The following is a 24,721-nucleotide window of genomic DNA, read 5'->3' as shown; positions in this document are numbered from 1 at the left end:
CGGGGACACGGTGGCGACACGACCGGACTACGTCTGCCCGCCTGAGGACTAGCCACCCGTGGCTACCCCGCGTGACCCGAAGCGCTCCGGCTCGTTGTGCCCGGCATCGCCCCGTGACCCGGCCGACCCGGGTCGCACCGCAGCCACGCGGCGGGGCGAGGAGGGACCGGATCGTGCTGACCAAGACCACTCGGGTGGCGGGCCTGGCCGTGGGCGCCGCCGCGCTCGTCGCCTCGGCGGGCCTCGCGGCCCCGACGGCCACCGCCGCCGGACAGGACGCCGTACAGGGTGACCGGGCCAACGTCTCGGCCCACCTCGCCGACGAGCTGACCAGCCTGGGCGCCGGTGTACCGACCTCGGTGATGGTGCACGGCGCCACGCTCCAGCAGGCCCGCGACGCGGTCGCCGCGACCGGCATGACGGCCGTGACGTCCTTCGACCGCATCGGCGTCGTGGTCGCCACCGGCACCGGCAGCCAGGTGCAGGCGGTGCGCGCGGAGCCGGGCGTGACCTACGTCGAGGGCAACCAGCCGATCGACCTCTTCCAGGACACCAGCAACATCGCCACGCGTGGCTACGAGGCCACCCAGACCCTCACCGGCGCGGACGGCGAGAGGCTCACCGGCAACGGCGTCAGCGTCGCGGTCATCGACTCCGGCGTCGACCCCACCCACCCCTACTTCACGGAGGCCGACGGCAGCAGCGCCGTGGTCGCCAACCTCAAGACGCTGTGCGACCCGCTCGAGGCGTTCTGCTCGGTGCAGGAGGTGCCGAACAGCGTCGACACCGACACCCTCTCCGTCGGCGGCCACGGCACCCACGTCAACGGCATCGTCGCGGGTAACCCCGTCACGCTCAGCGACGGCAAGGAGCTCCAGGGCGCCGCCCCGGGCGCCAAGCTCGTGTCCCTCTCCACCGGCGCCGGCCTCTTCATCATCGGCGCCGACGCGGCGCTCAACTGGGTGCTGGAGAATCACGAGGCGCCCTGTGGCGCCGACGTGCCGGCCGCGGAGTGCCCGCCCATCAAGGTCACCAACAACTCCTACGGGCCCAGCGGCGGCGGCGAGTTCGACCCCGAGTCGGCCACCGTCAAGCTGCAGCGCGCGCTCGCTGCCGACGGCGTCGTGACGGTGTGGGCCAACGGCAACGACGGCGGGGACGGCTCGGAGAGCCTGTCCAACCCGCCCGGCATGGACCCGACCGGCGGGATCATCTCCGTGGCGTCCTACTACGACCAGGACACCGGCACCCGGGACGGCGTGGTCTCCGAGTTCAGCTCGCGCGGCAAGGACGGCGACCAGTCGACGTACCCCGACATCTCGGCGCCCGGCGAGAACATCACCTCCTCGTGCCGCCTCTACCTGCCGATCTGCTCGACCGGGCTCGCGCCGGAGAACGGTCCTGGCCTCCTCGACGTGGGCACGTTCAACACGATCAGCGGTACGTCGATGGCAGCACCGCACATCGCCGGCATCGCGGCCCAGCTCTTCCAGGCCAACCCGTCGGCCACGCCGGCCCAGGTCGAGGACGCGATGAAGTCAACGGCCTACAAGTACAGCGACGGCGCGGCCTACGAGCCGGCGCCGCTGGGGACGACGTCCTACGACAAGGGCTACGGCCTCGTCGACGTCGTGGCCGCCGCGCAGGCGGTGCGCTGACCCGGCGCTGACCAGACGCTGACCCCGCCCCCCGGGGCCCGACGGCCGTCGCGACCACGAGGCGGCGGCCGTCGGTGCACCACCCGGAGGGGTGTTGGATCACGACCGAGCGGGTGGCAGGTTCGGAGACGAGCCCGGTCCGTCCGGGAAGCACTGACGAGGACGAGGTGTGAGTCATGGGTCTTGACGACAAGATCAAGAACGCTGCCGAGGACGCCACCGGCAAGGGCAAGGAGGCCACCGGCAGGGCGACCGACAACGAGCGCCTCGAGGCCGAGGGCAAGGGCGACCAGGCCAAGGCCGACGTCAAGCAGGCCGGCGAGAAGGTCAAGGACGCCTTCAAGCACTGACCCCGCGGGGACGGATCGCCGTACGGGCGGTCAGCGAGGGACATCGATGGGGGTCGGTGTCCCTCGTCCCATGTCCGGGTCCCCTAGCGGCGGGCCGGCCGGACCAGGGCCTCCCAGTCGAGGCCGACGAGGTCGGCCGGGGACTCCACGACGCGGGCGGCACCGGACTCCTCGAGCTCCGCGCGCGAGTAGCCGCCGGTCAGCAGTCCCACGCACGCGAGCCCGAGGCGTGACGCGGCCTCGACGTCGTACGGCGTGTCGCCGACGACGACAGCACGCTGGCCGTCGACCCGGTCGAGCGCGACGGCGAGGATGTCGGCCTCGGGCTTGGACTCCTCGGCGTCGTCCGACGACGTCACCGCCGCGACCTCGTCGCCGACGCCCAGCAGGTCGACGGCATGCTCGCTGAAGCGGGCCGCCCCCGAGGACGCGAGCACGACGTGGAACCCGCGGCCGTGCAGGTCCGCGACGAGGTCCGACGCCCCGGCGAGCGGCGCGACGTCGTCGAGCAGCGCGGCGTACTCCTCGTGCCACCGCTCTCGCAGGGCGTCCCCGTGCGCGGCCTCGACCCGGGCACCCGCGACCTCGGTGACGAGCTTGTCGCCGCCCATCCCGATCGAGCGGTGCACCCGCCACAGCGGGACGTCGACGTCGTGTGCCGCGAAGGCGCGGTGCCACGCGATCGCGTGGTGGTACGTCGAGTCCACGAGGGTGCCGTCGATGTCCAGGAGCGCGACCGGGGAGTCCATGCCACGACGGTAGTCCGATGGTCCCGGCAGTGTCCCTGACGGGCGCTGTCGGTGCCGGATGGCAGGGTGACGCCATGGCCCTGCACCTCCACGTCGCCGAGCGCACCGACGCGCTGGCCGACGGGCTCGCCGCCCTGCTGGCGACGCCGCTCGACGACCCGTTCGCGCGGGAGGTCGTGGTGGTGCCTGCCCGCGGGGTGGAGCGGTGGGTGACCCAGCGGTTGTCGCACCGGCTCGGGGTCGGCGCCCGCACGGGCGACGGCGTGTGCGCGGGGGTCGACTTCGTGACCCCGCACTCGCTGGTCGCGATGCTGCAGGGCCAGGACGCCGACGACCCGTGGGAGCCCGACCGCCTCGCGTGGCCGCTGCTGGAGGTGATCGACGGCTGCCTGGGTGAGAGCGGCTTCGAGGCGCTCAGCCGGCACCTCGGCCACCTCGACCCCGGGGCCGAGCGCAAGGCCCGTCGCTACGCCGTGGCCCGGCGGCTGGCCGGGCTGTTCGCGTCGTACTCCCTTCAGCGGCCCGCGCTCGTCACCGACTGGCGGGAGGAGCGCGATACCGACGGTGCCGGCGGCACGCTCGACGCCGACCTGCGCTGGCAGGCCGAGCTGTGGCGTCGGTTGGTCGCCCACGTGGGGGCGCGGCCTCCCGACGTCCGCCACGCGCACACCGTCACGCGGCTGCGCGAGGGCGGCGGCGACCTCGACCTGCCGCCTCGCCTGTCGCTCTTCGGGCACACCCGGTTGCCGACGACCGAGGTCGACCTGCTCCGGGCGCTGGGCGAGCTGCGCGACGTCCACCTCTGGCTGCCGCAGCCGTCCGTGGCCCTGTGGCGCGCACTGTCGGGCACCGCGGCCCAGGGGCCGGTCCCGCGGACCGCCGACACCTCGGCCGACCGGGTGGACCACCCGTTGCTGGCCTCGCTGGGCCGCGACGCCCGCGAGCTGCGACGCGGCCTCGGCGAGGCCACGGTGACGGTCGCCGAGCCGCCGGCCACCCCCGAGACGCTGCTGGGGTGGCTCCAGCACGACCTGCGCGCCAACTCCACCCCCGACCCCGACCTGCGGTCACGCCGCACAGCCGTCGACCGGTCGGTGCAGGTGCACGCCTGCCACGGTGCGGCGCGGCAGGTCGACGTGCTGCGCGAGGTCCTCGTGGGGCTGCTCCAGGACGACCCCACGCTCGAGCCGCGCGACATCCTCGTCATGTGCCCGGACATCGAGTCCTACGCGCCTCTCATCTCCGCCGGGTTCGGACTGGCCGACGTCACGGCCGACGGGGCGGGCCACCCCGCCCACCAGCTGCGTGTGCGGCTCGCTGACCGCGCGCTCGGCGCCACCAACCCGCTCCTCGGGGTGGCCGCCGCGCTGGTCGAGCTGGCCGCCGGCCGGCTCACCGCGACCCAGGTGCTCGACCTGGCCGGCGCCGACCCGGTGCGGGCCCGCTTCGGCTGGGGCGACGACGACCTCGAGCGGATCACCCACTGGGTGGCCGAGGCGGGCATCCGCTGGGGGTACGACGCGGCCCACCGCCAGGCGTTCGGCGTGCCGGTCGACGCCAACACGTGGCGCTTCGGGATGCGTCGGGTGCTGCTGGGGGCCGCGATGTCCGGGCAGGGGCACCGCTTCGTGGGCGGCACGCTGCCCATCGACGACGTGGGCGACGGGGACCTCGAGCTGGCCGGCAGGTTCGCCGAGCTGGTCGACCGGCTGCACGACTTCACCGAGCGGGCGCGCACGGCCCAGACGGTCGAGGAGTGGACGACGGCCATCTCCGCGGGCGTGCACCGGCTGACCACGACGGCGACGGCCGACGTCTGGCAGGTCGCCCAGTTCGACCGCGAGATCGGCCGCATCAGCGCCAGCGTCAGCGGGACCGCCACGACGCTCCGGCACGCCGACGTCCGCGCCCTCCTCCAGCACCGCCTGCGGGGTCGGCCGACGCGGTCCAACTTCCGCACCGGCACGCTGACCGTCTGCACGATGGTCCCGATGCGGTCGGTGCCGCACCGGGTCGTCTGCCTGGTCGGGCTCGACGACGGCGTGTTCCCGCGGATCGCCTCGGTGGACGGCGACGACGTGCTGGCGAGGCGCCCGCTCACCGGTGAGCGCGACCTCCGGTCCGAGGACCGCCAGCTGCTGCTCGACGCGATCGGCGCCGCGACCGAGACCCTGGTCGTCACCTACACCGGGCACGGCGAGCACAACGGCGCTGCCCGGCCGCCCGCCGTACCCCTCGGCGAGCTGCTCGACGCGCTCGACCGGACCGCTGCCGGGCCGGTCCGCGACCGGGTCCTGGTGCACCACCCGCTCCAGCCCTTCGACGAGGACAACCTGGTGCCGGGGCGCCTCGGCGGCCCGCAGCCCTTCACCTTCGACCAGACCGCGCTGGCCGGCGCGCTGGCGGCCCGACGCCCCCGGATCGAGGTCCGCGAGCTGGTCCCCGAGCCCCTGCCGCGCCCCGACACGGCGGGCGACGTCGCGCTGGCCGACCTGCAGGACTTCTTCAAGCACCCCGTGCGCGGGTTCTTCCGAGGCCGGCTGCGGGTTTCCACGCCCTACGGCGCCGACGAGGCCAAGGACGCCGTGCCGATCGTGCTGGACGGGCTGGAGCAGTGGGCGGTCGGTGACCGCCTGGTCGGTGACGTGCTCGCCGGCGCCGACCCGCAGACGGGGATGCTGGCCGAGCAGCTGCGAGGCCTGCTGCCTCCCGGCCAGCTGGGCGTCGGGGTGCTCACCTCGGTGGTGCAGAAGGTGCGACCGCTGGTCACCCACGGGCTGTCGCTGCGCACGGGTCCCGCCCGTTCCCTCGACGTCGACATCGACCTCGGCGACCGGCGCCTCACCGGCACCGTCGGCAACGTCTGGGGCAACAACCTGGTCTCCGTCAGCTACTCAAGCCTCGGCGCCAAGCACCGCCTCGCCGCCTGGATCGACGCCCTCGCCCTCGCCGCCGGCCACCCCGACGAGAACTGGACGGCGCACACGATCGGCAAGCACCGCACCGGCGGCCAGGTCGCGATGGTCCGGCCGCTGGCCGAGCACGAGGCGCGGGACTGGCTCCGCCAGCTCGTCGACGTCCACGACCGCGGCCTGTGCGAGCCGCTGCCGCTGCCCGTCAAGACCTCCCTGGCCTACGCCGAGGACTACCGCTACGCCCTGGCCGGGCGCGACGCCGACCCCGACGCGAAGGCCGACCGCGAGTGGACGACGCCGCGCTTCAACGAGTCCGGCTTCCCGCGGGAGGACCAGGACGCCTGGCACGTGCGCGCCTTCGGCGAGGACCCGCCGTACTCCGTGCTCACCGCGCCCCTGCGCGGCGACGAGACCGGGCCGGCCCCCCACCGCCTGGCGCACTACGCCTGGCTGACCTGGGGACCGCTGCTCAGCGACGGCCGCGAGCTGGTGAGGTCGCTGTGAGGACCTTCTCCATCCTCGACCCGCTGCCCACCGGCACCACCCTGCTGGAGGCCAGCGCCGGGACGGGCAAGACGTGGACGATCGCGGCGCTCGTGACCAAGTACGTCGCGTCGGGCGCGGCGACCCTCGACGAGATGCTCGTGGTGACCTTCACCCGGGCGGCGAGCCAGGAGCTGCGCGAGCGGGTGCGCGCCCAGCTGGTCGACGCGGCCGAGGTGCTGGCCGACCCCGCCGCCGAACGCGTCCCCAGCGACCTCCACACCTGGCTGCTCGACGCCGACGCGGACGAACGGCGGTGCCGCGCGCGACGGCTCACCGACGCGCTGGTCTCCTTCGACGCGGCGACCATCGCGACCATCCACCAGTTCTGCCAGCTGGTGCTGCGCAGCCTCGGCGTCGCCGGCGACACCGACGCCTCGGCCACGCTGGTCGAGGACCTCGACGAGCTGACCACCGAGGTGGTCGACGACCTCTACCTCGCCCGCTTCGCCGACCAGCAGGCCCCGCCCTGGTCGCGGGACGTGGCCCTGCGCATCGCCCGTGAGGTCGTGGGCGACCCCCGGGCCGTCGTCGAGCCGAGCCAGGCACTGGACGAGGCGCCCGACTCCGAGGCCGCGGCCCGGGTGCGGTTCGCCCTCGACGTGCTGGCCGAGGTCGAGGTCCGCAAGCGCCGGCTCGGCGTGCTGAGCTACGACGACCTGCTGGTGCAGCTCGCGGACGCGCTCGCCGACGACGACGCGCCCGCCCGCGCCCGCATGCGCCACCGCTGGAAGGTCGTGCTGATCGACGAGTTCCAGGACACCGACCCGGTGCAGTGGCAGGTCTTCGACCGGGCCTTCACCGGCGCGGCGACCATGGTCCTCATCGGTGACCCCAAGCAGGCCATCTACGCCTTCCGCGGCGGCGACATCGTGACCTACCTCCAGGCGGCCGCCAGCGCGGGGACCATCCAGACGCTGGGCGTCAACTACCGCTCCGACGAGGCGCTGCTCGACCGGCTCCAGGTGCTGCTCCGGGCCGCCGAGCTCGGCGACCCCCGCATCGTGGTGCACCCGGTCGAGGCGTCGCACCAGGGCTCGAGGCTGGAGGGCGCCGGCGAGCCGTTCCGGCTGCGCGTCGTACGCCGCACCGAGCTCGGCGCCGGGCCCCACGCCAAGGTCGCCGTCGGACGCTGGCGCGACCACGTCACCCAGGACCTCGCGCGAGAGGTCAAGCGCCTGCTGACCAGCGACGCCACCTTCGACGGGCGACCCGTCCGCCCCGGGGACGTGGCCGTGCTGGCCGCCCGGCGCTCCGAGCTCCAGGCCGTCCAGGAGGCGCTGGCGTCGCTGGGGGTGCCCGCGGTGATCAGCTCCGGCGGCACCGTCTTCCACACCCCGGCCGCGACGGAGTGGCTCACCCTCCTCGAGGCCATCGAGCAGCCGCACCGCACCGACCGGGTGCGAGCCGCGGCGCTGACGTCCTTCGTCGGGATCTCGGCCGCCGACCTCGACGCGGGTGGCGACGACCTGACCGACCAGCTCGCCGACCGCGTGCGCACCCTGGCGGAGGTCTTCGCGGCCCGGGGCGTCGCCGCCGTCCTCGAGGCCACGGTCGTCGACGGCCTCACCGCCCGGGTGCTGGCGCGGGTCGGCGGCGAGCGCACGCTGACCGACCTGCGGCACATCGGCGAGGCCCTGCACAAGACGACGGTCGACGAGCGGCTCGGCATCGTCGGCCTGCTGGGCTGGCTCCGCGAGCAGGTGGCCGACGAGCAGGTCGAGGTGGCCTCCGAGCGGACGAGGCGCCTCGACTCCGACGCCGAGGCGGTCCAGCTGGTCACCATCCACGGCAGCAAGGGCCTGCAGTACCCCGTCGTCTACGCGCCCACCCTGTGGAACCGCTACACCGGCAACGACCCCGACGTGCCGCTCTTCCACGACGACGAGGGCCGGCGCGCGCGGGACGTCGGCGGCAGCAGCCCCTGGCGACAGGCGCACGTGTCCCGACACCGTCGCGAGGACGCGGGCGAGTCCCTGCGGCTGCTCTACGTCGCCCTCACCCGCGCCCAGTCGCAGGTGGTCGCCTGGTACGCCCCCGCCGCACTCAACGCCCCCGCCTCCCCGCTGCACCGGCTGCTCTTCGGACGTCGCCCCGGCATGGCGGACGTCCCCGACGAGCAGGCCGTGGTCACCGACGACCGGGTCGTGGAGATCCTCGGCCACTGGCGGACGGCCGGCGGTCCGCAGCCCGAGCTCGCGGACTGCCCCGCACCGGACCCCTCCCCCATCGAGCGGTCCCGCGACGAGCTCGCCGCACGGGTGTTCACCCGCCGGGTCGACACCGACTGGCGGCGCACCTCCTACTCCTCGCTCTCCGCGGCGGCAGCCGCCCCGCACGGGTCCGACCGGTCCCTGTCGGAGCCCGAGGAGCTGTCCGAGCTGGAGGACGAGGACGACCTCGGGCCGGCCGACCTCGAGGCCGTGGCGGACGACCCCACCGACCTCGCGCTCGCCGCCGTGCCCTCCCCGATGGCCGGCCTGCCCGTCGGTGCCACCTTCGGCTCGCTGGTCCACGCCGTGCTCGAGCACGCCGACCCCGCTGCCGCCGACTTCCGCGCCGAGCTCCTGGCGCACATCGCCGAGCAACGGGTGTGGTGGCCCGTGGACCTCGACGCCGAGGAGCTCGCCGACGCGCTGGTGGCGGTGTGCTCGAGCCCGCTCGGTCCGCTGGCCAGCGACGTCACGTTGCTCGACGTCGCCGCCGCCGACCGGTTGACCGAGCTCGACTTCGAGCTGCCGCTCGCCGGCGGTGACGACGCCTCGTACCCGGCTCGGGACGTCCGGCTCGGCCACCTCGCCCCGCTGCTGCGGCGGCACCTGCCCGACGGCGACCCGGTCCGCAGCTACGCCGACGTGCTGGACGGCGACCGCGGGCTGTCGGACCAGCTGCTGACCGGCTACCTGACCGGCTCGATCGACCTGGTCCTGCGCGTCGGCGTGGGTGGCCGCACCCGCTACCTGACGGCCGACTACAAGACCAACTGGCTCGGCGACCTGGCGGCGCCCCTGACGGCCCACGACTACCGGCCCGCCGTGCTGGACGAGGCGATGGGCCACTCCGACTACCCGCTGCAGGCCCTGCTCTACGTCGTCGTGCTGCACCGCTACCTCCGCTGGCGGCTGCCCGGCTACGACCCGGCGGTCCACCTCGGCGGGGTGCTCTACCTCTACCTCCGCGGGATGTGCGGTCCGGACACGCCTCGCGTCGGGGACGCCCCGTGCGGCGTCTTCTCCTGGCAACCGCCGGTGGCGCTGGTCGAGGAGCTGTCCGACCTGCTCGACGGGGTGTCGCATGAGTGAGGTCTTCGAGGTCCTCGACCCCGGCGACGCGCGGCTCGCGCTGGGGGCGACGGGGCTGCTCGCCGCCTTCAACGCGGCCGGCGTCGTCAGCTCCGCCGATGTCCACGTGGCCACCAACCTGGGCCGGCTCGGCGGCGAGGCCGACGAGGGCGTGCTGCTCGCGGTCGCGCTCACCTCGCGCGCCGTGCGCGCCGGGTCGGTGTGCCTCGACCTCGCCGCCGTGCCGGACCTCCTGCTCGACCAGCCGCTGCCGTGGCCGGACCCGGACGCCTGGGCCGGCGCGGTCGCCGCCAGCCCGCTGGTGTCCCTCGGCGTGCTGCACTGGGAGCACGGCCTGCTCTACCTCGACCGCTACCACGAGCAGGAGACCCAGGTCCTCGACGACCTGGAGGGCCGCGCCGCCTCCGCGCCGCCGCACGACGCCTCCGTGGTCGAGGCGGCGCTCGGCCGGGTCTTCGGCGCCGGGTACGACGAGCAGCGCGCGGCCTGCCGGGCCGCCGCCTCCCGGTGGACCACGGTGCTCACCGGCGGGCCCGGCACGGGCAAGACGACCGCGGTGGCCGGCCTCCTCGTCGCGCTCCACGACGAGGCCCAGGGGCGCGGCGAGCGGCTGCGGGTCGCCCTGGCGGCGCCGACGGGCAAGGCCGCCGCCCGGCTCGAGGAGGCGGTGCACGGCTCGGCGGCGGGTTTCGCCGAGGCCGACCGGGCGCGCCTGCAGGACCTGTCGGCGATGACCCTGCACCGGCTGCTGCGTCCCATGCCCGGCAACAGCACGCGCTTCCGCCACCACCGCGGCAACCGGCTGCCGCACGACGTCGTGGTCGTCGACGAGTCGTCGATGGTCTCGCTCACGATGATGGCCCGCCTGCTCGAGGCGCTCCGCCCGGACGCGCGGCTGGTCCTGGTCGGCGACCCCGACCAGCTGTCCTCGGTCGACGCCGGCGCGGTGCTGACCGACCTGGTCCGCGGCTACGAGGGGCGGTCCGACTCACCCGTCGCCGCACTGCGCACCACCCACCGCTACGGAGCCGAGATCAGCGCGCTGGCCGAGGCGCTGCGCGCCGGCGACGCCGACGCGGCCCTCGAGGTGCTGGCCGCTGGGCACGAGGCCGTCGAGTGGGTCACCGACGCCGACCCGTCCTCGCAGGTCCGGGCCACCGCCCTGCCCGCCGCGCTGGCGGTGCGCGACGCCGCCGTCTCGGGGGACATGACGCGCGCGCTGTCCGCGCTCGAGCGGCACCGCCTGCTGTGCGCCCACCGCGACGGGCCCTACGGCGTACGCCACTGGAACCGACGGATCGAGCAGTGGCTGGCCGCGGAGACCGGTGACCCGCTCCACGAGCGCGACTACCTCGGTCGCCCGCTGCTCGTGACGGCCAACGACCACGCGCTGCACGTCTACAACGGCGACACCGGCGTGGTCGTGGCCGTACCGGGAGGCGGTCGGCGGGTGGCCATCGCCGGAGCGGGACCCGTCCCCCTCGACTTCGCGCCGTCGCGGCTCGGCGACGTGGAGACCATGCACGCCCTGACGATCCACAAGAGCCAGGGCAGCCAGGCCGACGTGGTCAGCGTCCTGCTGCCCGACGTCGAGTCGCGCCTGCTGACCCGCGAGCTCTTCTACACCGCGGTCACCCGGGCCAAGGAGCGCGTCCGCGTCATCGGCCCCGAGCCCGCCGTCCGCGCGGCGATCGAGCGTCGCGCCCAGCGCGCGAGCGGCCTCCGGGTCCGGCTCGCGGGAGCCTGAGAGCACAGGACCAGGCACCGGGGTGCGGGCTGCCCACGCAACGGTACGGGCAACACCCCGGCAACACGTCCCGGATAGCCTCGAGCCATGCCGTTCCTGCTCCGTGTCTCGCTGCCCGACGTCCCCGGGTCGCTGGGTCGCGTCGCGAGCGCGATCGGTGAGGCCGGCGGCGACATCGAGGCGATCGAGATCGTCGACAAGGGCGTCGACGGCCGCGCGGTCGACGACGTGCTCCTCGAGATCAGCCCCGGCGCCATGCCCGACTCGGTCGTCTCGGCGTGCAACGCCCTCGACGGGGTCGAGGTGCTCTGGATCAACCGGTACGCCGCCGGCGGCAACCTCTTCCTCGACCTCGAGGTGGTCGAAGAGCTCACGGCCAGCCCCGAGCAGGCGGTCGACCGGGTGCTCGACCTGCTGCCGGTGACCTTCCGCGTGGACTGGGCCTGCCGCATCGCCCCCGACGGCGCGGTCGTGCGCGCCACCGACGCGGCGCCCGGCGGGCTCGGCTGGATCGGCCTCCAGCGCCCGAGCCGCCTCGAGGGCGTCGACGACGTCACCCTGCTCTGCGCCGCGCCCCTCGACGGGGACGTCATCGTGCTCGGCCGCCGCGGCGGGCCGGACTTCCTCGACTCCGAGCTCGCCCGGCTCGGCCACCTCCTCGGGCTCGCGCAGACCATCAGCCGCGCCTGAGGGACCGGAGCGCCCGGCCATCGGCCCGGCTCGGACCGGCCCGGAGCCGGACCCTCAGGCGACCGAGCGGATCCGGGTGACGAGCACGGAGCCGACGAGGCAGAGCGCGAAGCCGACGGCGTACACGATCCCGTAGCCCAGCGACCAGGACTCCCCGTCGGTGATGACCGAGCCGCCGGAGCGGCGGACGACCTCGAGCACCAGCCCGGCGATGGCCGGCGCCAGCACCTGCGGGAGCGCCGAGGCGATGTTGATGACGCCGAGGTCCTTGGCGCGCTCGGCCGCCGCGGGCAGCACCTGGGTGATGAGGGCGAAGTCCACCGCCTGGTAGACGCCGAACCCGGCGCCCAGCACCACGGCGGCGACGACGGCGGCGGGCCAGGTCTGGGCGACACCGAGGACCAGCGAGCTGGCGCCGATCAGGATGCCGGACCAGATGACGAAGACCTTGCGGCGCCCGATGCGGTCGCTCCACCAGCCGACGACCACGGTCGTGAGCACGGTGGTGGCGCCGTAGAGAAGGACGAGGAGCCCGAGCCGCCCGGTGGCGTCGTCGGCGGCGAACCCGAGACCGTCGGTGAGGAAGTAGTAGAGGTAGTTGAGGGCGATCCAGTTGCCGAGGTTGACCAGCAGCCGGGTGATCCACGCCCAGGCGAAGTCCGGGTGCTCGCGCGGCGAGACCCAGAACGAGCGCAGCATCGCGCGCGCGTCGAACGGCGGGACCACGTGGTCACGGGGCAGCGGCACGTCGCGGGAGCCCACGACCCACGGCAGCGCGAGGACCAGCAGGACCACGGCGGTCACGACGTAGCCCTGCGCGATCGAGCCGGTGAGCTCCGCGATCTTGATGCCGAGCAGCACGCCCACGGTGCCGGCCACCGCGACGAGGCCGCCGACCACGCCCCGGCGCCCGACGGGCACCTGGTCGGGCACGGCGGCCGTGCCGCCGGCCCAGGCGGCGTTGAGGGCCAGCTGCACGAGGCACCAGCCGAGCACGAGCCAGACCGGCCCGCTCGCCCCGGCGAGGAGCAGCAGGGCGGCGGCGCCCACCACGGTCCCGCCGACGACCCAGGGCACCCGGCGCCCGAAGCGGGACGTCGTGCGGTCCGACAGCGCTCCCCAGACCGGGTTGCACACCAGCGAGACGCTCGCGCCGGTGAGCAGCACGACGGCCAGCAGCACCTCCTTGCTGGGCCCGCCCGCGTCGCGCGCGGCCATCTCCTCGGCCTGCTGGGCGAGCAGCACCTGGATTGGCCCGAACCACGCGGCCATCACGCCGAGGTTGAGCAGGACCAGCGACAGGGTCCACCGCGCCGGCGGCACGACCGTGGGCTCGTCGAAGGCCGAGCGCACGGCCGCGGGGGTGGTCACCGGCACATCATGGCGCCGGATCGCACCGACGAGGCGTGTTTTCAGGCGCGCTCGAGGAGGAAGAGCGGGATCTCCCGGTCGGTCTTCTCCTGGTACGACGCGTAGGTCGGCCACGTCGCGACCGCGTGCTGCCACCAGTCCGCGCGCTCCTCGCCGGACAGCTCGCGCACCCGGTAGGTGTGCTTCTCGGCCTTGTCCTGGAGGTCGACCTCGGGGTGCTCGCGGAAGTTGTCGGCCCACGCCGGGTCGTCCTCCGCGCCGCCCTTGGAGGCCACCGCGAGGTAGGCGCCGTCGCGCTCGACACGCATGACGGGGTTCTTGCGCAGCTTGCCGGACCGCGCGCCGACCGAGGTGATCACCACGACGGGGTAGCGCGTGCCGGGCAGCGTGCCGCCCTTCTCGCCGTCGGACGCCTCGAACTCCTCGACGTTGTCCCGGACCCACTTCGCCGCGCTCGGCACGTACTCGCCTGTCAGAGTCATGCCTGCCACAACACCACGCCGGCGACGCCGATTCCACCGGACCGGGTCGCCGTACGACGGACGCCGCGGGCTAGGTTGCGGGCATGAGTGCGATCGACGGAGTGTCCGAGATCTTCGACGCGTCCCAGTGGGACGACGTGCCCGGCTTCGAGGACCTGACCGACCTCACCTACCACCGGGCGAAGGCGCACGGCACCGTGCGGATCGCGTTCGACCGTCCCGACGTGCTCAACGCCTTCCGCCCGCACACCGTCGACGAGCTGCTGCGGGTGCTCGAGCACGCGCGCACCAGCGCCGACGTGGGCTGCGTGCTGCTGACCGGCAACGGCCCGGGCCCCAAGCACGGCAAGTGGTCGTTCTGCAGCGGCGGCGACCAGCGCATCCGCGGCAAGGCCGGCTACCAGTACGAGACCGACGGGCACGACGACGCCGGCGCCCCGCCCAACCCGATCGACAAGGCCAAGCTGGCGCGGCTCCACATCCTGGAGTGCCAGCGGCTGATCCGCTTCATGCCCAAGGTCGTCATCAGCGTCGTCCCCGGGTGGGCGGCCGGCGGCGGCCACAGCCTGCACGTGGTCAGCGACCTGACCCTGGCCAGCCGCGAGCACGCGCGCTTCAAGCAGACCGACGCCGACGTCGGGTCCTTCGACGGCGGCTACGGCTCGGCGTACCTCGCCCGGCAGGTCGGCCAGAAGTTCGCCCGCGAGATCTTCTTCCTCGCCGAGGAGTACGACGCGGAGACCATGCACCGGATGGGTGCGGTCAACCGGGTGGTCGACCACGCCGACCTCGAGGCCACCGCCTTGGAGTGGGGCCGGCTCATCAACGGCAAGTCCCCCACGGCCCAGCGGATGCTCAAGTACTCCTTCAACCTCCTCGACGACGGGCTGGTCGGCCAGCAGCTCTTCGCCGGCGAGACGACCCGGCTGGCCTACATGACCGACGAGGCGCAGGAGGGCCGCGACCAGTTCCTGGAGAAGCGCGACCCCGACTGGTCGCCGTACCCCTGGTACTTCTGAGCCTGAGCCAAGCGTGCGCATCGTCGTCCTGACCGGAGCCGGCATCTCGGCGGAGAGCGGGCTGCCCACCTTCCGCGACGCCGACGGGCTGTGGGAGGGCCACGACCCGATGACGGTCGCGACCCCGGAGGCGTACGACGACGACCCGGACCTGGTGCACCGGTTCTACGACGAGCGTCGCGCCGCCCTCGGCCGGGTCCGGCCCAACGCGGCGCACGTGGCGCTGGCGCGGCTGGAGGAGGCGCTGGGCGACGACCTCTACCTGGTCACCCAGAACATCGACGACCTCCACGAGCGGGGCGGCTCCCGGCGGGTGCACCACATGCACGGCCGCCTGCGCGCCGCCTGGTGCACGACCTGCGACCACCGGGCGTCCTGGCACGGCCCCCTGCGCGACCGTCCGCCCTGCCCGGCCTGCGAGCGGCCGACGCTGCGCCCGGACGTGGTGTGGTTCGGCGAGGTGCCTCACGGCATGGACGACATCGAGCGTGAGCTGTGGGAGTGCGACCTCTTCGTCTCCATCGGCACGTCGGGGCTGGTCTATCCCGCGGCGGCCTTCGTGCACTACGCCGTGGGCAACGGCAAGCGGACCCTCGAGCTCAACCTGGACGCCAGCGGGACCAGCGGCGACGTCCACGAGTCCCGGCGGGGTCCCGCCACCGAGCTCGTCCCCGCGTGGGTCGACGAGCTGCTCAGCGGCGCCGGCGTCACCAGCTGACGACGAGGGGGTCGGAGAGGTCGGGGGCCGGGAGCAGGACGCGGAAGGTCGAGCCCACCCCGAGCTCGGACTCGACCTCGATCCGTCCGCCGTGGCGCTCCACGACGCGTCGGGTGATGGTGAGCCCGAGGCCGGTGCCCGGCCGCTCGAGGGCCGCCCGGTTGGTGCTGCGGAAGAACTCGGTGAAGAGCTGCTCGCGGTCCTCGGCCGAGATGCCCAGACCCTCGTCGGCGCACTCGAGCACGGCCTCGCCGTCGCGCCGCCCGAGCGAGAGGTGCACGCAGCCACCGGCGTCGGAGTAGCCGATCGCGTTGGTGACCAGGTTGGTGACGACGCTGGTCAGCGAGCTCTCGTCGCCCAGGACGGCCACGGGCTCCGGCGGGACCTCGCACAGCAGCTTGACGTCGCGCTGGTCGGCGGCGAGCGAGGCCTGCTCCACCACCGCGCCGACGATGCGGCCGAGGTCCACGGGGACCGCGTCGAGGGGTCGCTGGGGGTCGCCGACCCGGCTCAGCGTCATCAGGTCGTCGACCAGGGTGGCCAGCCGGTCGGTCCCGCGGGTGATGGCGTCGAGGGAGACCAGCGCCGCCGGCGGCAGGCCGTCGACGTCGGCCAGCGACCCCAGCATCTCGGCGTGGCCGGCGACGACCCCGATGGGGTTCTTGAGCTCGTGGGCGAGGGTGGAGATCAGCCCGGCGCGGTAGTCGTCGACCCGGCGCAGCTCCTCGGCCGCCTCGTGCTCCCGCTGGGAGGCCCGGGCGTTGAGGATGGCCCGGCCCAGGTCGTGGCCGACGTCGAGGGCGGCCGAGCTCTCGTCGTCCGTCCAGGGAGCGCTGCCCACGGCCAGCCCCACGACCACCATGCCGAGCGCCTCGTCACCGGCCCCGACGGGTACGACGACCACCTCACCCAGGCCGTGCGCGGCCAGGCGCTCGGCCATCGGGCCGCGGAGCTCCTCGCCGATCTCCTCGTCGCCCCAGACCTGGTCCCGGCCCACGATCAGCACCCGCTGCCGCGACCAGCACCGGCGGGCCGACTCCTCCACCGCGGCGAGCATGTCGGGGTGTGAGGGCACGAGGGCGTCCGGCGGGTGCAGGACCAGCGTCTCCCCGAAGACGTCGACGGCGAGGATCGCCGCCCGCGAGGCCCGGTGCAGCTCCTCCCCCGCGACCCGCAGCAGCTCCTCGAGCCCGTTGCGGGTGGCGGCCGAGCGGATCACGGCCCGGGCGCCGGTCGCGAGCCGGATGCCCGCGGCGTACTCCTCCCGCTCGATCGCGGTGATGACGGACTCGAGCCCGACGGCGAGGTCGCGGTCCATCGCGACCAGGTCGTCGTGGGAGGGGCGGCGCCGCGAGTGGGGCACGTCGAGGTAGACGAAGGCGCGCAGGCGGCCGGAGGCGTCGACGAGCCGGGCCACGAGCATGTCCTGGGCGTTCCACGCGTCGGGGGCCGACGACGGTCGCGCCTCGGGCACCACGACGTAGGGCTCGATGCGGTCCCAGGCCTCCTGGGTCATCGACTCCCACGGGACGAAGGTGAAGAGACCGACCTGGTCGCCGAGCTCCACCGCGGGGTACATCGCGTCCAGCGGCGAGCTCTGGCCCTCGAGCTCACGGGCGGCGGGGTCGTCGGTGGCGATCGCGACGAACTCCATCATGTCGTCGCTGCGTCGCACCTCGATGGCACAGATCCCGAACCCCGCGCGGCGTCGCAGGTCGTCGGCGATGCGCCACAGCTGGGCACGGGAGGCCGGCTCGCCCCACCCTCCCTGGTGGGGGCGTTCGGGCGCGGCGACGCGCTCGCTGCTGGTCATGCCCCTCACCTCCGCCGTCCACCATGACACGAGGTCGGCCATCGTGGAGGGCGTTTCACCTACTGCGCCCGCGGGATCAGCTGGTGGCGAGGCTCCTGTTGTCGATCTCCGGGTAGTGCCGGCGGATGTTGACCTTGCGCTCGAGCTCGCCGATGATCGCCGGCGCGAAGTTGACGTCGTAGAGGCTGTGCGCGCTGCCGAGGCCGCCGGGGCTGAAGACGTTGATCTCCATCAGCTTGTCGCCCACGATGTCGAGCCCGACGAGGAACATCCCGTCGGCGACCAGCTTGGGACGGACGATCTCGACCATCTCCAGCATGTCGTCGGTGACGGTGACCTTCTCGGCCGTGCCGCCGGCCGACATGTTGGAGCGGATGTCCTTGGTCTTATTGGTACGCCGGAACGCGGCGTACTCGCCCTGGTGCTCCAGCGGCCGGCCGTTCATCACGAAGAGCCGGATGTCGCCGTTGACCGCCTCGGGGAGGTACTCCTGGGCCACGACGTAGCCGTCGCGGGAGATCGCCTCGATGATCTGGGAGAGGTTGGGAGCCTCCTTGCGGTCGACGAGGAACACCCCGGCGCCGCCGGACCCCTGCAGCGGCTTGAGGACCGCCTTGCCGCCGAGGTCGGTGATGAACTCCTCGATCATGTCCTCGTCGCGCGAGATCAGCGTGCGCGGCCGCACGACCTCGGGGAAGTGCTGGAAGTAGGCCTTGGAGAGCGCGTTGGCCAGGCTGGTCGGGTCGTTGACGACCAGCACGCCGGTGGAGGCGATGAGCTGGCCGAAGGCCACGCCGGCGTTGTTGCGCCACGGGTCGGTGTCGGCGTCGTCGGCCGGGTCGTTGCGCAGCATGACCACGTCGAACTCGTCGAGCCCGATGAGCTCCTCGACGTCGGGCTTCTGCACGTCCGAGAGGTGCCGCTCCAGCGACCGGTAGGTCTTGGCCTTGCCGGCGCGGGCCTTGGTGCTCAGCGACCCGTCCGGCTCGTAGGCGAAGTCGCCGATGCCCATGAACCACGCCTCGTGGCCCATGTCCTTGGCGGCCAGGGCGAGCCGGTTGGTGGTGTACTGCGCCTGCTCGGTGGCGATGTCGTTGACGACGAAGCCGATCTTCATGTGCGTCCCTCCAGGAGTGTGCTGAGATCTTCGGTCCCGGCGGCCCTCGCGAGGTTGGCCGCGGCCGCCGGGTCGTGCAGGTAGCGAGGCAGGACCCGCGGCGGGCGCAGCACGCCGCGCTCGTCGAGGTCCCCGATGAGTGGCAGGTCGCGCAGGGAGAACTTCCCGAGCCAGAGCCGGTCGAGCGACCCCTCCGACCCCAGGTGCTCGAGCAGCTCGACGAGGCCGCGCAGGTAGATCACGTCCTTGGTCATGCCTCCCGAGCGGTAGACCCGCATGACGGTCGTGTAGGCGCTGGCAGCCGGGAAGCCCTCGTCGAGCAGGGCCTCGTGGGCCTGGGCGAACGAGTCGCCGTCGAGCATCCGGTGGACCGTGATGACGCGGCTGGCGAGCTGGCGCAGCCGGAACGCGGTGAGGCCGCCGCACGCGATCTCGGCCAGCACGGCGAGCCCCTCCTGGGTCTCGTCGTAGCCGGCGAGACCGACGCCGAGCACCTTCACGGGCTGGTGGCTGCCGTTGGCCTGCGTGACCAGGTGGGTGCCGACCTCGTGGTGCAGGAGGGCCTCGGCCCTGGCTCGCTGCACCTTGGTCTCGGTCCCGATCAGCAGCACGTCGCCCGACACCATGACGCCGTTGACGTCGGGACGGACCTCCGCGTGCATGTCGAGGTCGGGGTCCTGGGAGCGGTAGTGGCCGATCTCCTCCTCGGCCAGGGCGAGGAACTCCTGCGCGTCGAGCGCGTCGCCGCGGGGCTCGACGCTGGTGATGCTCGCCAGCAGTCCCTCGGCCTGCCGGCGCAGGGTCGGGGACACGCCGCCGTACAGCTCCACGCTCAGGTGCAGGAAGTCCTCGGTGCCGCGGGCCTCCAGCATGTCGAGCTGGAGCTCCATCTCGCGGTGCTTGGCCCGCAGCAGCTGGCCGAGGACGGGGTCCTCGACGTCGCCGAGCTCGACCGAGGCGAGCTCCTGGCGCACGACCTCGGGGTCGACCTCGAGCTCGCGGTAGGTGAAGTCGGGCTCCGGGTCGCGACCCTCGAGGAAGTCGTCGCGGAGGTCGTCGGCGTCGATCGGGGTGATGTCGAGCAGGAAGCGGAAGCTCTGCGAGAGCAGGGCCAGCTGGTGGTCCACCGCCAGGTCGGCAGGGCTCAGCCCCGGGTCGTCGCCCGGGTCCGTCACGAGAGTCGCCCGAGCTCTTCGCGCAGTCCGGGCAGGGTGGCCGCGAGGGCCTCCTGCGCCTCGCGGAGCCGGCGCTCGTCGAGCTCGCCGCTCCACTCGTCCATGAACGTCTTCTTGAACTCCAGGGCCAGGACGCAGCCCACGCGGGGGTAGCGGTCGTGGACCCACCAGGCCAGGTTGCGGCCCTCGAAGGCGACGTTCTCGCGGGCGTCCAGCGCACCGCAGCCCAGCGAGTGGTCGCGCAGGTCGGCGACGAACCGCTCCACCAGCGGGCCGAACAGCTCGTCGTCGAGGCTGCCCGTGCCGACGTTGACCTCCGGGTTCTCCGCGGGCGGCGCCGCCGGGGCGTCGGGACCCTCACGCCGGTGGTTGTAGGAGTGCACGTCGAGCAGGACGAAGGGTCCGCGCTCGGCCAGCGCGTCCAGGCGCGGCGCCAGCGCGTCGTAGAACGCGTCGTACGTCGCGAGGCTGCCCTCGAAGAGCTCGTCCGAGAGGGTGCCGTCGCGCCACACCTCCAGGCCCCAGCAGTCCTCGGGCCTGCGGTAGACCGCCTCGCGTCGGGGACGGTTGAGGTCGGCCTCGAAGCGCGAGCGCGAGGTCAGCACGCGGTCGGGCACGACCGAGGCGATCCGGTCGGTCCAGGGGTCCTCCTCGCGGAACCGCTCGGCCCTGTCGAGCACCATGGCCTCCGCGAGCTCGGGCCGCAGCTCGTGGCCCGCGTGCACGGACGTGGCCACGACCGGCCCCTCCCACGTCCCCTCGAAGGTGACCACCTCCGACGACGCTCCGGTGGCGGCGGTGGGTTCCGTGGTCGTCATGCGGGCCTGTCTACCGATCGGGCCGGTCGTGGCCTAACCAGACACGCCCGAAGGGGTGTGCCTGCTCGACGCCCACGCCGCAGCGCCCCCTCAGCGCGTACGACGCAGCAGCACGCCCGCGTGTCCCGGGAGGTCCACCCCGCCCGCGACCAGCGAGGCGCCGGCAGGCGTCGTGAAGAGCACCTCGTGCTCGCCCGGGAGCTCCAGCGTCGCGGTGCCCTCACCGAGGTTGACGGCGACGGTCACGGCGCCGCGCCGCATCACCAGGGCGCGGGCGTCCTCGTCGACGTCCACGTCCACGCGGCGCAGGTCCGGGTCGGTGAGCTCGGGCAGCTCGCGCCGGAGCGCACCGAGCCGGCGGTAGACGTCGAGGAGCACCGCGTGCCGGCCGGTCCCGACCTCGTCCCAGTCCAGCCGCGACCTCTCGAAGGTCGCCGGGTCCTGCGGGTCGGGCACGACCGCGGGGTCCCAGCCCATCCGCTCGAACTCCGCGAGCCGCCCCTGGGCGGTGGCGAGCCCCAGCTCCGGCTCGGGGTGGGAGGTGAAGAAGGCGAACGGCGTGGAGGCCGCCCACTCCTCCCCCTGGAAGAGCATCGGGGTGAACGGCGAGGCCAGCGTGAGCAGCGCGGCGCAGGCGAGCTGGTCGTCGTCGAGCGCCTCGGTGATCCGGTCGCCGCGGGCGCGGTTGCCGATCTGGTCGTGGTTCTGGCTGGCCACCACGAGACGCCACGCGGGCATCCGCTCGACGTCGAACGGAACCCCGTGGGGGCGGTTCCGGAACGAGCTGAACGTGCCGTCGTGGAAGAAGCCGCGCGTGAGCACCTTGGCGAGCGCGGACAGCGGCTCGAAGTCGGCGTAGTAGCCGTCGGTCTCGCCGGTCAGCGCCACGTGCACCGCGTGGTGGAAGTCGTCGCTCCACTGGGCGTCGAGGCCGTGACCCCCGGCCTCCCGCGGCGTGACGAGGTGCGGGTCGTTGAGGTCGGACTCGGCGATGAGTGTCAGCGGGCGCCGCAGGTGGGCCGACAGCGCCGCCACCTCGACCGCCATCTCCTCGAGCAGGTGGGTGGGCGAGTCGTCGGACAGTGCGTGCACGGCGTCCAGCCGCAGCCCGTCGACGTGCATGTCGGCGAACCACATCCGCACGCTGTCGAGGATGTAGCGACGGACCTCGTGGCTGCCCTCGCCGTCCAGGTTGACCAGGTCGCCCCAGGTGTTGACGCCCGCCTTGAGGTAGGGGCCGAACACGGGCAGGTAGTTGCCCGACGGTCCGAGGTGGTTGTGCACGACGTCCTGGATCACGCCGATGCCGGCGGCGTGGCAGCCGTCGACGAAGCGCTGGTAGGCCGCGGGGCCGCCGTACTGCTCGTGGACGGCCGACCACAGCACCCCGTCGTAGCCCCAGTTGTGGGTGCCGTTGAAGGCGTTGACCGGCAGCAGCTCGACGAGGTCGACGCCGATGGAGCGCAGGTGGTGGAGCCGGCCCAGCGCGGCGTCGAAGGTGCCCTCGGGCGTGAACGTGCCGACGTGCATCTCGTAGATCACCGAGCCGGCGAGCTGGCGGCCGGTCCACGCCTCGTCGCCCCACTGGTGGGCGTCCGGGTCGAAGGTCCGCGAGAGCCCGTGCACGCCGTGGGGCTGGCGGCGCGAGCGCGGGTCGGGCAGGGCCGTGTCGGAGCCGTCGACGAGGTAGCCGTAGTCGACCTCGCCGCTCGGCACGGGACCCGCGGGGGTCCACCAGTCGTCGGTGCGCCGGGTCATCGGCACGCGGTCGTCCCCGACCTGGAGGGTCAGCGACCTCGCCCGGGGGGCCCAGACGTCGAAGCGGCCGTGGACGGGGTCGAGCGGCGCGACGCTGCGGGTGAGCAGGGCGACCGGGAGGTCGCCGAGCAGGTCGGCGAGCGGCACGTCGCCGGTGAAGACGTGGCCGGAGATCGCGTCGGTCCACTCGCCGGCGGGGAGCGCGAGCGTCGTCGCGCCCCAGCCGCCGCGGGCGGCGAGGCCGAGCGGGAGCCGGGTCACCACCGTGATCGCCCCGCCCCGGTCGAAGGCGAGGACGTGCCCGGCGGCCTCCCCCTCCGCGGCCAGCGGCGCGTAGGAGTCGAAGAGGCCTGACTGGTCGCGCCGGGCCAGCAGGCCGGCCCGGGTGACCAGCAGCTTGGCCGCGCCGGGGTCGTCCACGCCCCCGGTCAGGGACGGGCGGTCGCCGTGCTGCACCGCGTCGAGGAGCTCGCGGCGTACGTCGTAGTCGACGGGTCGCCGGTTGTCGGGGTCGACGAGGGACTGCTCCCACAGCTCGCTGCCCTGGTAGACGTCCGGGACGCCCGGCATGGTGAGGGCGACGAGCTTGGCGGCCAGCGCGTTGCCCCAGCCGGCGTCCGCGACCGCGGCGAGCACCTCGTCGACCACGGCCCGGACCTCGGGCCGGTCGAAGGCCGCGTCGACCGCCGCGTGCACGGCGGCCTCGTAGGCCTCGTCGGGCGCGGTCCACTGCGTGCGGTCGCCGGCCTCGCGCATCGCCTTCTCGGCGTACCCGTGCAGGCGCTCGCGCCAGTCGGCGTCGAGCCCGCGCGCCGGCCACGCGCCGACGACGGCCTGCCACAGCAGGTTGCCGAACCCCGGGTCGGGCAGCGGGACGAGCTCGAGCAGGCGGTCCAGCGCGCGCTCCCAGAGCTCGGGGACCTCGGCGAGCGCGGTGATGCGGGCGCGCACGTCCTCGCCCCGCTTGGTGTCGTGGGTGGAGAGCGAGGTCATGGCGTGCGGCCACTCGCGCTGGCGGGCGGCCATCGCCTCGTGCCACTGGTCGGCGGTGATCGAGAAGACCGACGGGTCGGCGCCGACCTCGTTGAGCGAGGTGAGCCGCGACCAGCGGTAGAAGGAGCAGTCCTCGACCCCCTTGGCCATCACCATCCCGGAGGTCTGCTGGAAGCGCAGCGCCGGCGGCTGGGCCGGGTCGGACAGCACCGGGAGCAGCAGGTCCAGGGTGGCTGCGAGGTCGGGGCGGTGCGTGCGCGCGAGGGCGAACGCCTCGTCGAGGTGCTCGCGCCCCCCGGGCAGGTAGGAGCGGTAGACCGGGAAGCACGCCAGCAGCTCGGCGACGGCGTCGTCGACGTCGACCGGCACGTCGGTCACGGAACGGCTCAGGGCCACCCGCAGCTCGCGGCCGATGCGCAGCACCTCGGACCGCAGGATCCCGTCGGCGACGGCCCGCTTGTTGTCGTGCACCATCTGCGCCCAGTCGACGGGTCCGCCGCGCAGCCGCTCGTCGAGCGCGCCGAGGGCCTCGGCCGCCACCGGGTCGGTGAGCACCCGGTCGACCAGGGCCATCGCGTCGTACCCCGTCGTGCCGGCGGTGGGCCACTCGGTGGGCAGCACCTCGCCGGGCTCGAGGATCTTCTCGACCAGGACGTAGGCGTCGCCGGTGAGCTCGGCGAGGTCGCGGAGGTAGCCCTCGGGGTCGCGCAGGCCGTCGGGGTGGTCGACGCGCAGGCCGTCCACGAGGCCCTCGCTGAACCAGCGGGCGATCTCGTCGTGCGAGCGGTCGAACCACTCGCGGTCCTCGACGCGGATCGCGGCCAGGCTGTTGACGGCGAAGAAGCGGCGGTAGTTGAGTCCGGCGTCGGCCGTCCGCCAGGACACGAGCTCGTAGTGCTGGCGGGCGTGGACGTCCTGCGCGGTGAGTCCGAGCTCCTCCATGTCGTCCGCGCTGCCGGGGGCCAGCGGGAACGCGTGGTCGTGGTAGCGCAGCTGGCCGGCCTCCACCACGAGGTGGTCGATGGTCACGCGCTGTCCTGAGCCCGTCGAAGGGTCCTCGCGCAGGTCGTCGTCGCCGACGACCGGGATGCGCAGCCGGCCGCCGCCGGCCGCCCAGTCGATGTCGAACGCCTCGGCGTAGTCGGAGGCCTGCCCGTGGGTCAGCACCGACCACCACCACGCGTTGTCGCTCGCGCTCGCGACGCCCACGTGGTTGGGCACGATGTCGACCAGCACGCCCATCCCCAGCCGGTGGGCCTCGGCCGACACCGCCGAGAGCCCGGCCACCCCGCCACGGGCCGCGTCGATGCGGCCGTGGTCGGAGACGTCGTACCCGTGGTTGCTGTGCGCCTCGGCGGCCAGCAGCGGCGAGAGGTAGACCCAGTCCACGCCCAGCTCGTGCAGGTAGGGCAGCACGTGCGCCGCCTCGTGGAGGTCGAAGTCCTCGGTGATCTGGAGCCGGTAGGTGCTGACGGGCGTGCGCATGGTCCCCCTCGGTGGCTG

The 24,721-nt window shown here is 73.8% G+C and carries 16 protein-coding genes; 8 read left to right on the top strand and 8 right to left on the bottom strand.

All coding sequences use genetic code 11. From position 1 onward, the window contains the following. Window positions 1-173 precede the first annotated feature (173 nt). Window positions 174-1,658, top strand: a complete 1,485-nt coding sequence (locus DAI17_RS11725) for a S8 family serine peptidase (protein WP_234412461.1) — start codon at window positions 174-176, stop codon at window positions 1,656-1,658. A gap of 176 nt (window positions 1,659-1,834) precedes the next feature. Then, the gene (locus DAI17_RS11720) at window positions 1,835-2,008 is read left to right on the top strand and encodes a CsbD family protein (protein WP_107773100.1); all 174 of its coding nucleotides are present in this window, start codon (window positions 1,835-1,837) and stop codon (window positions 2,006-2,008) included. A gap of 83 nt (window positions 2,009-2,091) precedes the next feature. On the opposite strand, the gene DAI17_RS11715 is transcribed toward DAI17_RS11720, so the two are convergent. Further along, window positions 2,092-2,757 (bottom strand): HAD family hydrolase, encoded by a 666-nt coding sequence (locus DAI17_RS11715; RefSeq protein WP_107773099.1) that lies wholly within the window; start codon window positions 2,755-2,757, stop codon window positions 2,092-2,094. A gap of 74 nt (window positions 2,758-2,831) precedes the next feature. Between DAI17_RS11715 and recC the strand changes: the two genes are divergently transcribed. From recC to DAI17_RS11695, 4 genes are all read left to right on the top strand, one after another. Further along, window positions 2,832-6,176: an exodeoxyribonuclease V subunit gamma gene (recC, locus tag DAI17_RS11710; RefSeq protein ID WP_107773343.1), complete on the top strand. Its 3,345-nt coding sequence runs from the start codon at window positions 2,832-2,834 to the stop codon at window positions 6,174-6,176. Continuing rightward, the gene (locus tag DAI17_RS11705) at window positions 6,173-9,517 is read left to right on the top strand and encodes a UvrD-helicase domain-containing protein (RefSeq protein ID WP_107773098.1); all 3,345 of its coding nucleotides are present in this window, start codon (window positions 6,173-6,175) and stop codon (window positions 9,515-9,517) included. Before recC ends, DAI17_RS11705 begins: the two co-directional genes overlap by 4 nt. Further along, complete coding sequence (gene recD, locus DAI17_RS11700) at window positions 9,510-11,264, top strand: exodeoxyribonuclease V subunit alpha (RefSeq protein ID WP_107773097.1); 1,755 nt, start codon at window positions 9,510-9,512, stop codon at window positions 11,262-11,264. The genes DAI17_RS11705 and recD overlap by 8 nt, the downstream gene beginning before the upstream one ends. Before the next feature lie 87 nt (window positions 11,265-11,351). Next, window positions 11,352-11,954, top strand: coding sequence for an ACT domain-containing protein (locus DAI17_RS11695; protein WP_107773096.1), 603 nt, complete (start codon window positions 11,352-11,354; stop codon window positions 11,952-11,954). 54 nt (window positions 11,955-12,008) lie between these two features. Here the strand turns inward: DAI17_RS11695 and DAI17_RS11690 are convergent, their stop codons facing one another. After that, window positions 12,009-13,325 (bottom strand): MFS transporter, encoded by a 1,317-nt coding sequence (locus tag DAI17_RS11690; protein ID WP_234412460.1) that lies wholly within the window; start codon window positions 13,323-13,325, stop codon window positions 12,009-12,011. A 41-nt stretch (window positions 13,326-13,366) separates the two neighbouring features. Continuing rightward, entirely contained in the window at window positions 13,367-13,807 is a 441-nt protein-coding gene (locus DAI17_RS11685) for a nitroreductase family deazaflavin-dependent oxidoreductase (RefSeq protein WP_107773095.1), read from the bottom strand. An 83-nt stretch (window positions 13,808-13,890) separates the two neighbouring features. Here DAI17_RS11685 and DAI17_RS11680 point away from each other — a divergent pair, with 83 nt between their 5' ends. Together DAI17_RS11680 and DAI17_RS11675 are read left to right on the top strand one after the other, a co-directional pair. Continuing rightward, window positions 13,891-14,826, top strand: coding sequence for a 1,4-dihydroxy-2-naphthoyl-CoA synthase (locus tag DAI17_RS11680; RefSeq protein ID WP_107773094.1), 936 nt, complete (start codon window positions 13,891-13,893; stop codon window positions 14,824-14,826). A 13-nt stretch (window positions 14,827-14,839) separates the two neighbouring features. Next, window positions 14,840-15,544: an NAD-dependent deacylase gene (locus DAI17_RS11675; protein WP_107773093.1), complete on the top strand. Its 705-nt coding sequence runs from the start codon at window positions 14,840-14,842 to the stop codon at window positions 15,542-15,544. On the opposite strand, the gene DAI17_RS11670 is transcribed toward DAI17_RS11675, so the two are convergent. From DAI17_RS11670 to treY, 5 genes are all read right to left on the bottom strand, one after another. Then, on the bottom strand, window positions 15,534-17,357 hold the full coding sequence (locus DAI17_RS11670) for a GAF domain-containing sensor histidine kinase (RefSeq protein WP_107773092.1): 1,824 nt from the start codon (window positions 17,355-17,357) through the stop codon (window positions 15,534-15,536). The two genes, DAI17_RS11675 and DAI17_RS11670, sit on opposite strands and share 11 nt — an antisense overlap. A gap of 76 nt (window positions 17,358-17,433) precedes the next feature. Beyond that, complete coding sequence (locus DAI17_RS11665) at window positions 17,434-18,474, bottom strand: glutathione synthetase (protein ID WP_107773091.1); 1,041 nt, start codon at window positions 18,472-18,474, stop codon at window positions 17,434-17,436. After that, window positions 18,471-19,649 (bottom strand): flavohemoglobin expression-modulating QEGLA motif protein, encoded by a 1,179-nt coding sequence (locus tag DAI17_RS11660; protein ID WP_107773090.1) that lies wholly within the window; start codon window positions 19,647-19,649, stop codon window positions 18,471-18,473. The genes DAI17_RS11665 and DAI17_RS11660 overlap by 4 nt, the downstream gene beginning before the upstream one ends. Beyond that, window positions 19,646-20,467, bottom strand: a complete 822-nt coding sequence (locus tag DAI17_RS11655; protein ID WP_107773089.1) for an N-formylglutamate amidohydrolase — start codon at window positions 20,465-20,467, stop codon at window positions 19,646-19,648. The genes DAI17_RS11660 and DAI17_RS11655 overlap by 4 nt, the downstream gene beginning before the upstream one ends. 90 nt (window positions 20,468-20,557) lie before the next feature. After that, on the bottom strand, window positions 20,558-24,703 hold the full coding sequence (treY, locus tag DAI17_RS21545) for a malto-oligosyltrehalose synthase (RefSeq protein ID WP_234412459.1): 4,146 nt from the start codon (window positions 24,701-24,703) through the stop codon (window positions 20,558-20,560). Window positions 24,704-24,721 lie beyond the last annotated feature (18 nt).

It is taken from the genome of Nocardioides sediminis (assembly GCF_003047295.1).
Taxonomy (GTDB): domain Bacteria; phylum Actinomycetota; class Actinomycetes; order Propionibacteriales; family Nocardioidaceae; genus Nocardioides; species Nocardioides sediminis.
The sequence above is the reverse complement of the archived record's forward strand: the minus strand, read 5'-3'. Positions and strand labels throughout refer to the sequence as shown.

Excerpts from the sequence above, each read along its gene's own strand:
- DAI17_RS11695 (WP_107773096.1), top strand. The coding sequence starts at position 11,352 with ATGCCGTTCCTGCTCCGTGTCTCGCTGCCCGACGTCCCCGGGTCGCTG.
- DAI17_RS11680 (WP_107773094.1), top strand. The coding sequence starts at position 13,891 with ATGAGTGCGATCGACGGAGTGTCCGAGATCTTCGACGCGTCCCAGTGG.
- recD (WP_107773097.1), top strand. The coding sequence starts at position 9,510 with ATGAGTGAGGTCTTCGAGGTCCTCGACCCCGGCGACGCGCGGCTCGCG.
- treY (WP_234412459.1), bottom strand. The coding sequence starts at position 24,703 with ATGCGCACGCCCGTCAGCACCTACCGGCTCCAGATCACCGAGGACTTC.
- DAI17_RS11720 (WP_107773100.1), top strand. The coding sequence starts at position 1,835 with ATGGGTCTTGACGACAAGATCAAGAACGCTGCCGAGGACGCCACCGGC.
- DAI17_RS11670 (WP_107773092.1), bottom strand. The coding sequence starts at position 17,357 with ATGACCAGCAGCGAGCGCGTCGCCGCGCCCGAACGCCCCCACCAGGGA.
- DAI17_RS11665 (WP_107773091.1), bottom strand. The coding sequence starts at position 18,474 with ATGAAGATCGGCTTCGTCGTCAACGACATCGCCACCGAGCAGGCGCAG.
- DAI17_RS11685 (WP_107773095.1), bottom strand. The coding sequence starts at position 13,807 with ATGACTCTGACAGGCGAGTACGTGCCGAGCGCGGCGAAGTGGGTCCGG.
- recC (WP_107773343.1), top strand. The coding sequence starts at position 2,832 with ATGGCCCTGCACCTCCACGTCGCCGAGCGCACCGACGCGCTGGCCGAC.
- DAI17_RS11715 (WP_107773099.1), bottom strand. The coding sequence starts at position 2,757 with ATGGACTCCCCGGTCGCGCTCCTGGACATCGACGGCACCCTCGTGGAC.
- DAI17_RS11655 (WP_107773089.1), bottom strand. The coding sequence starts at position 20,467 with ATGACGACCACGGAACCCACCGCCGCCACCGGAGCGTCGTCGGAGGTG.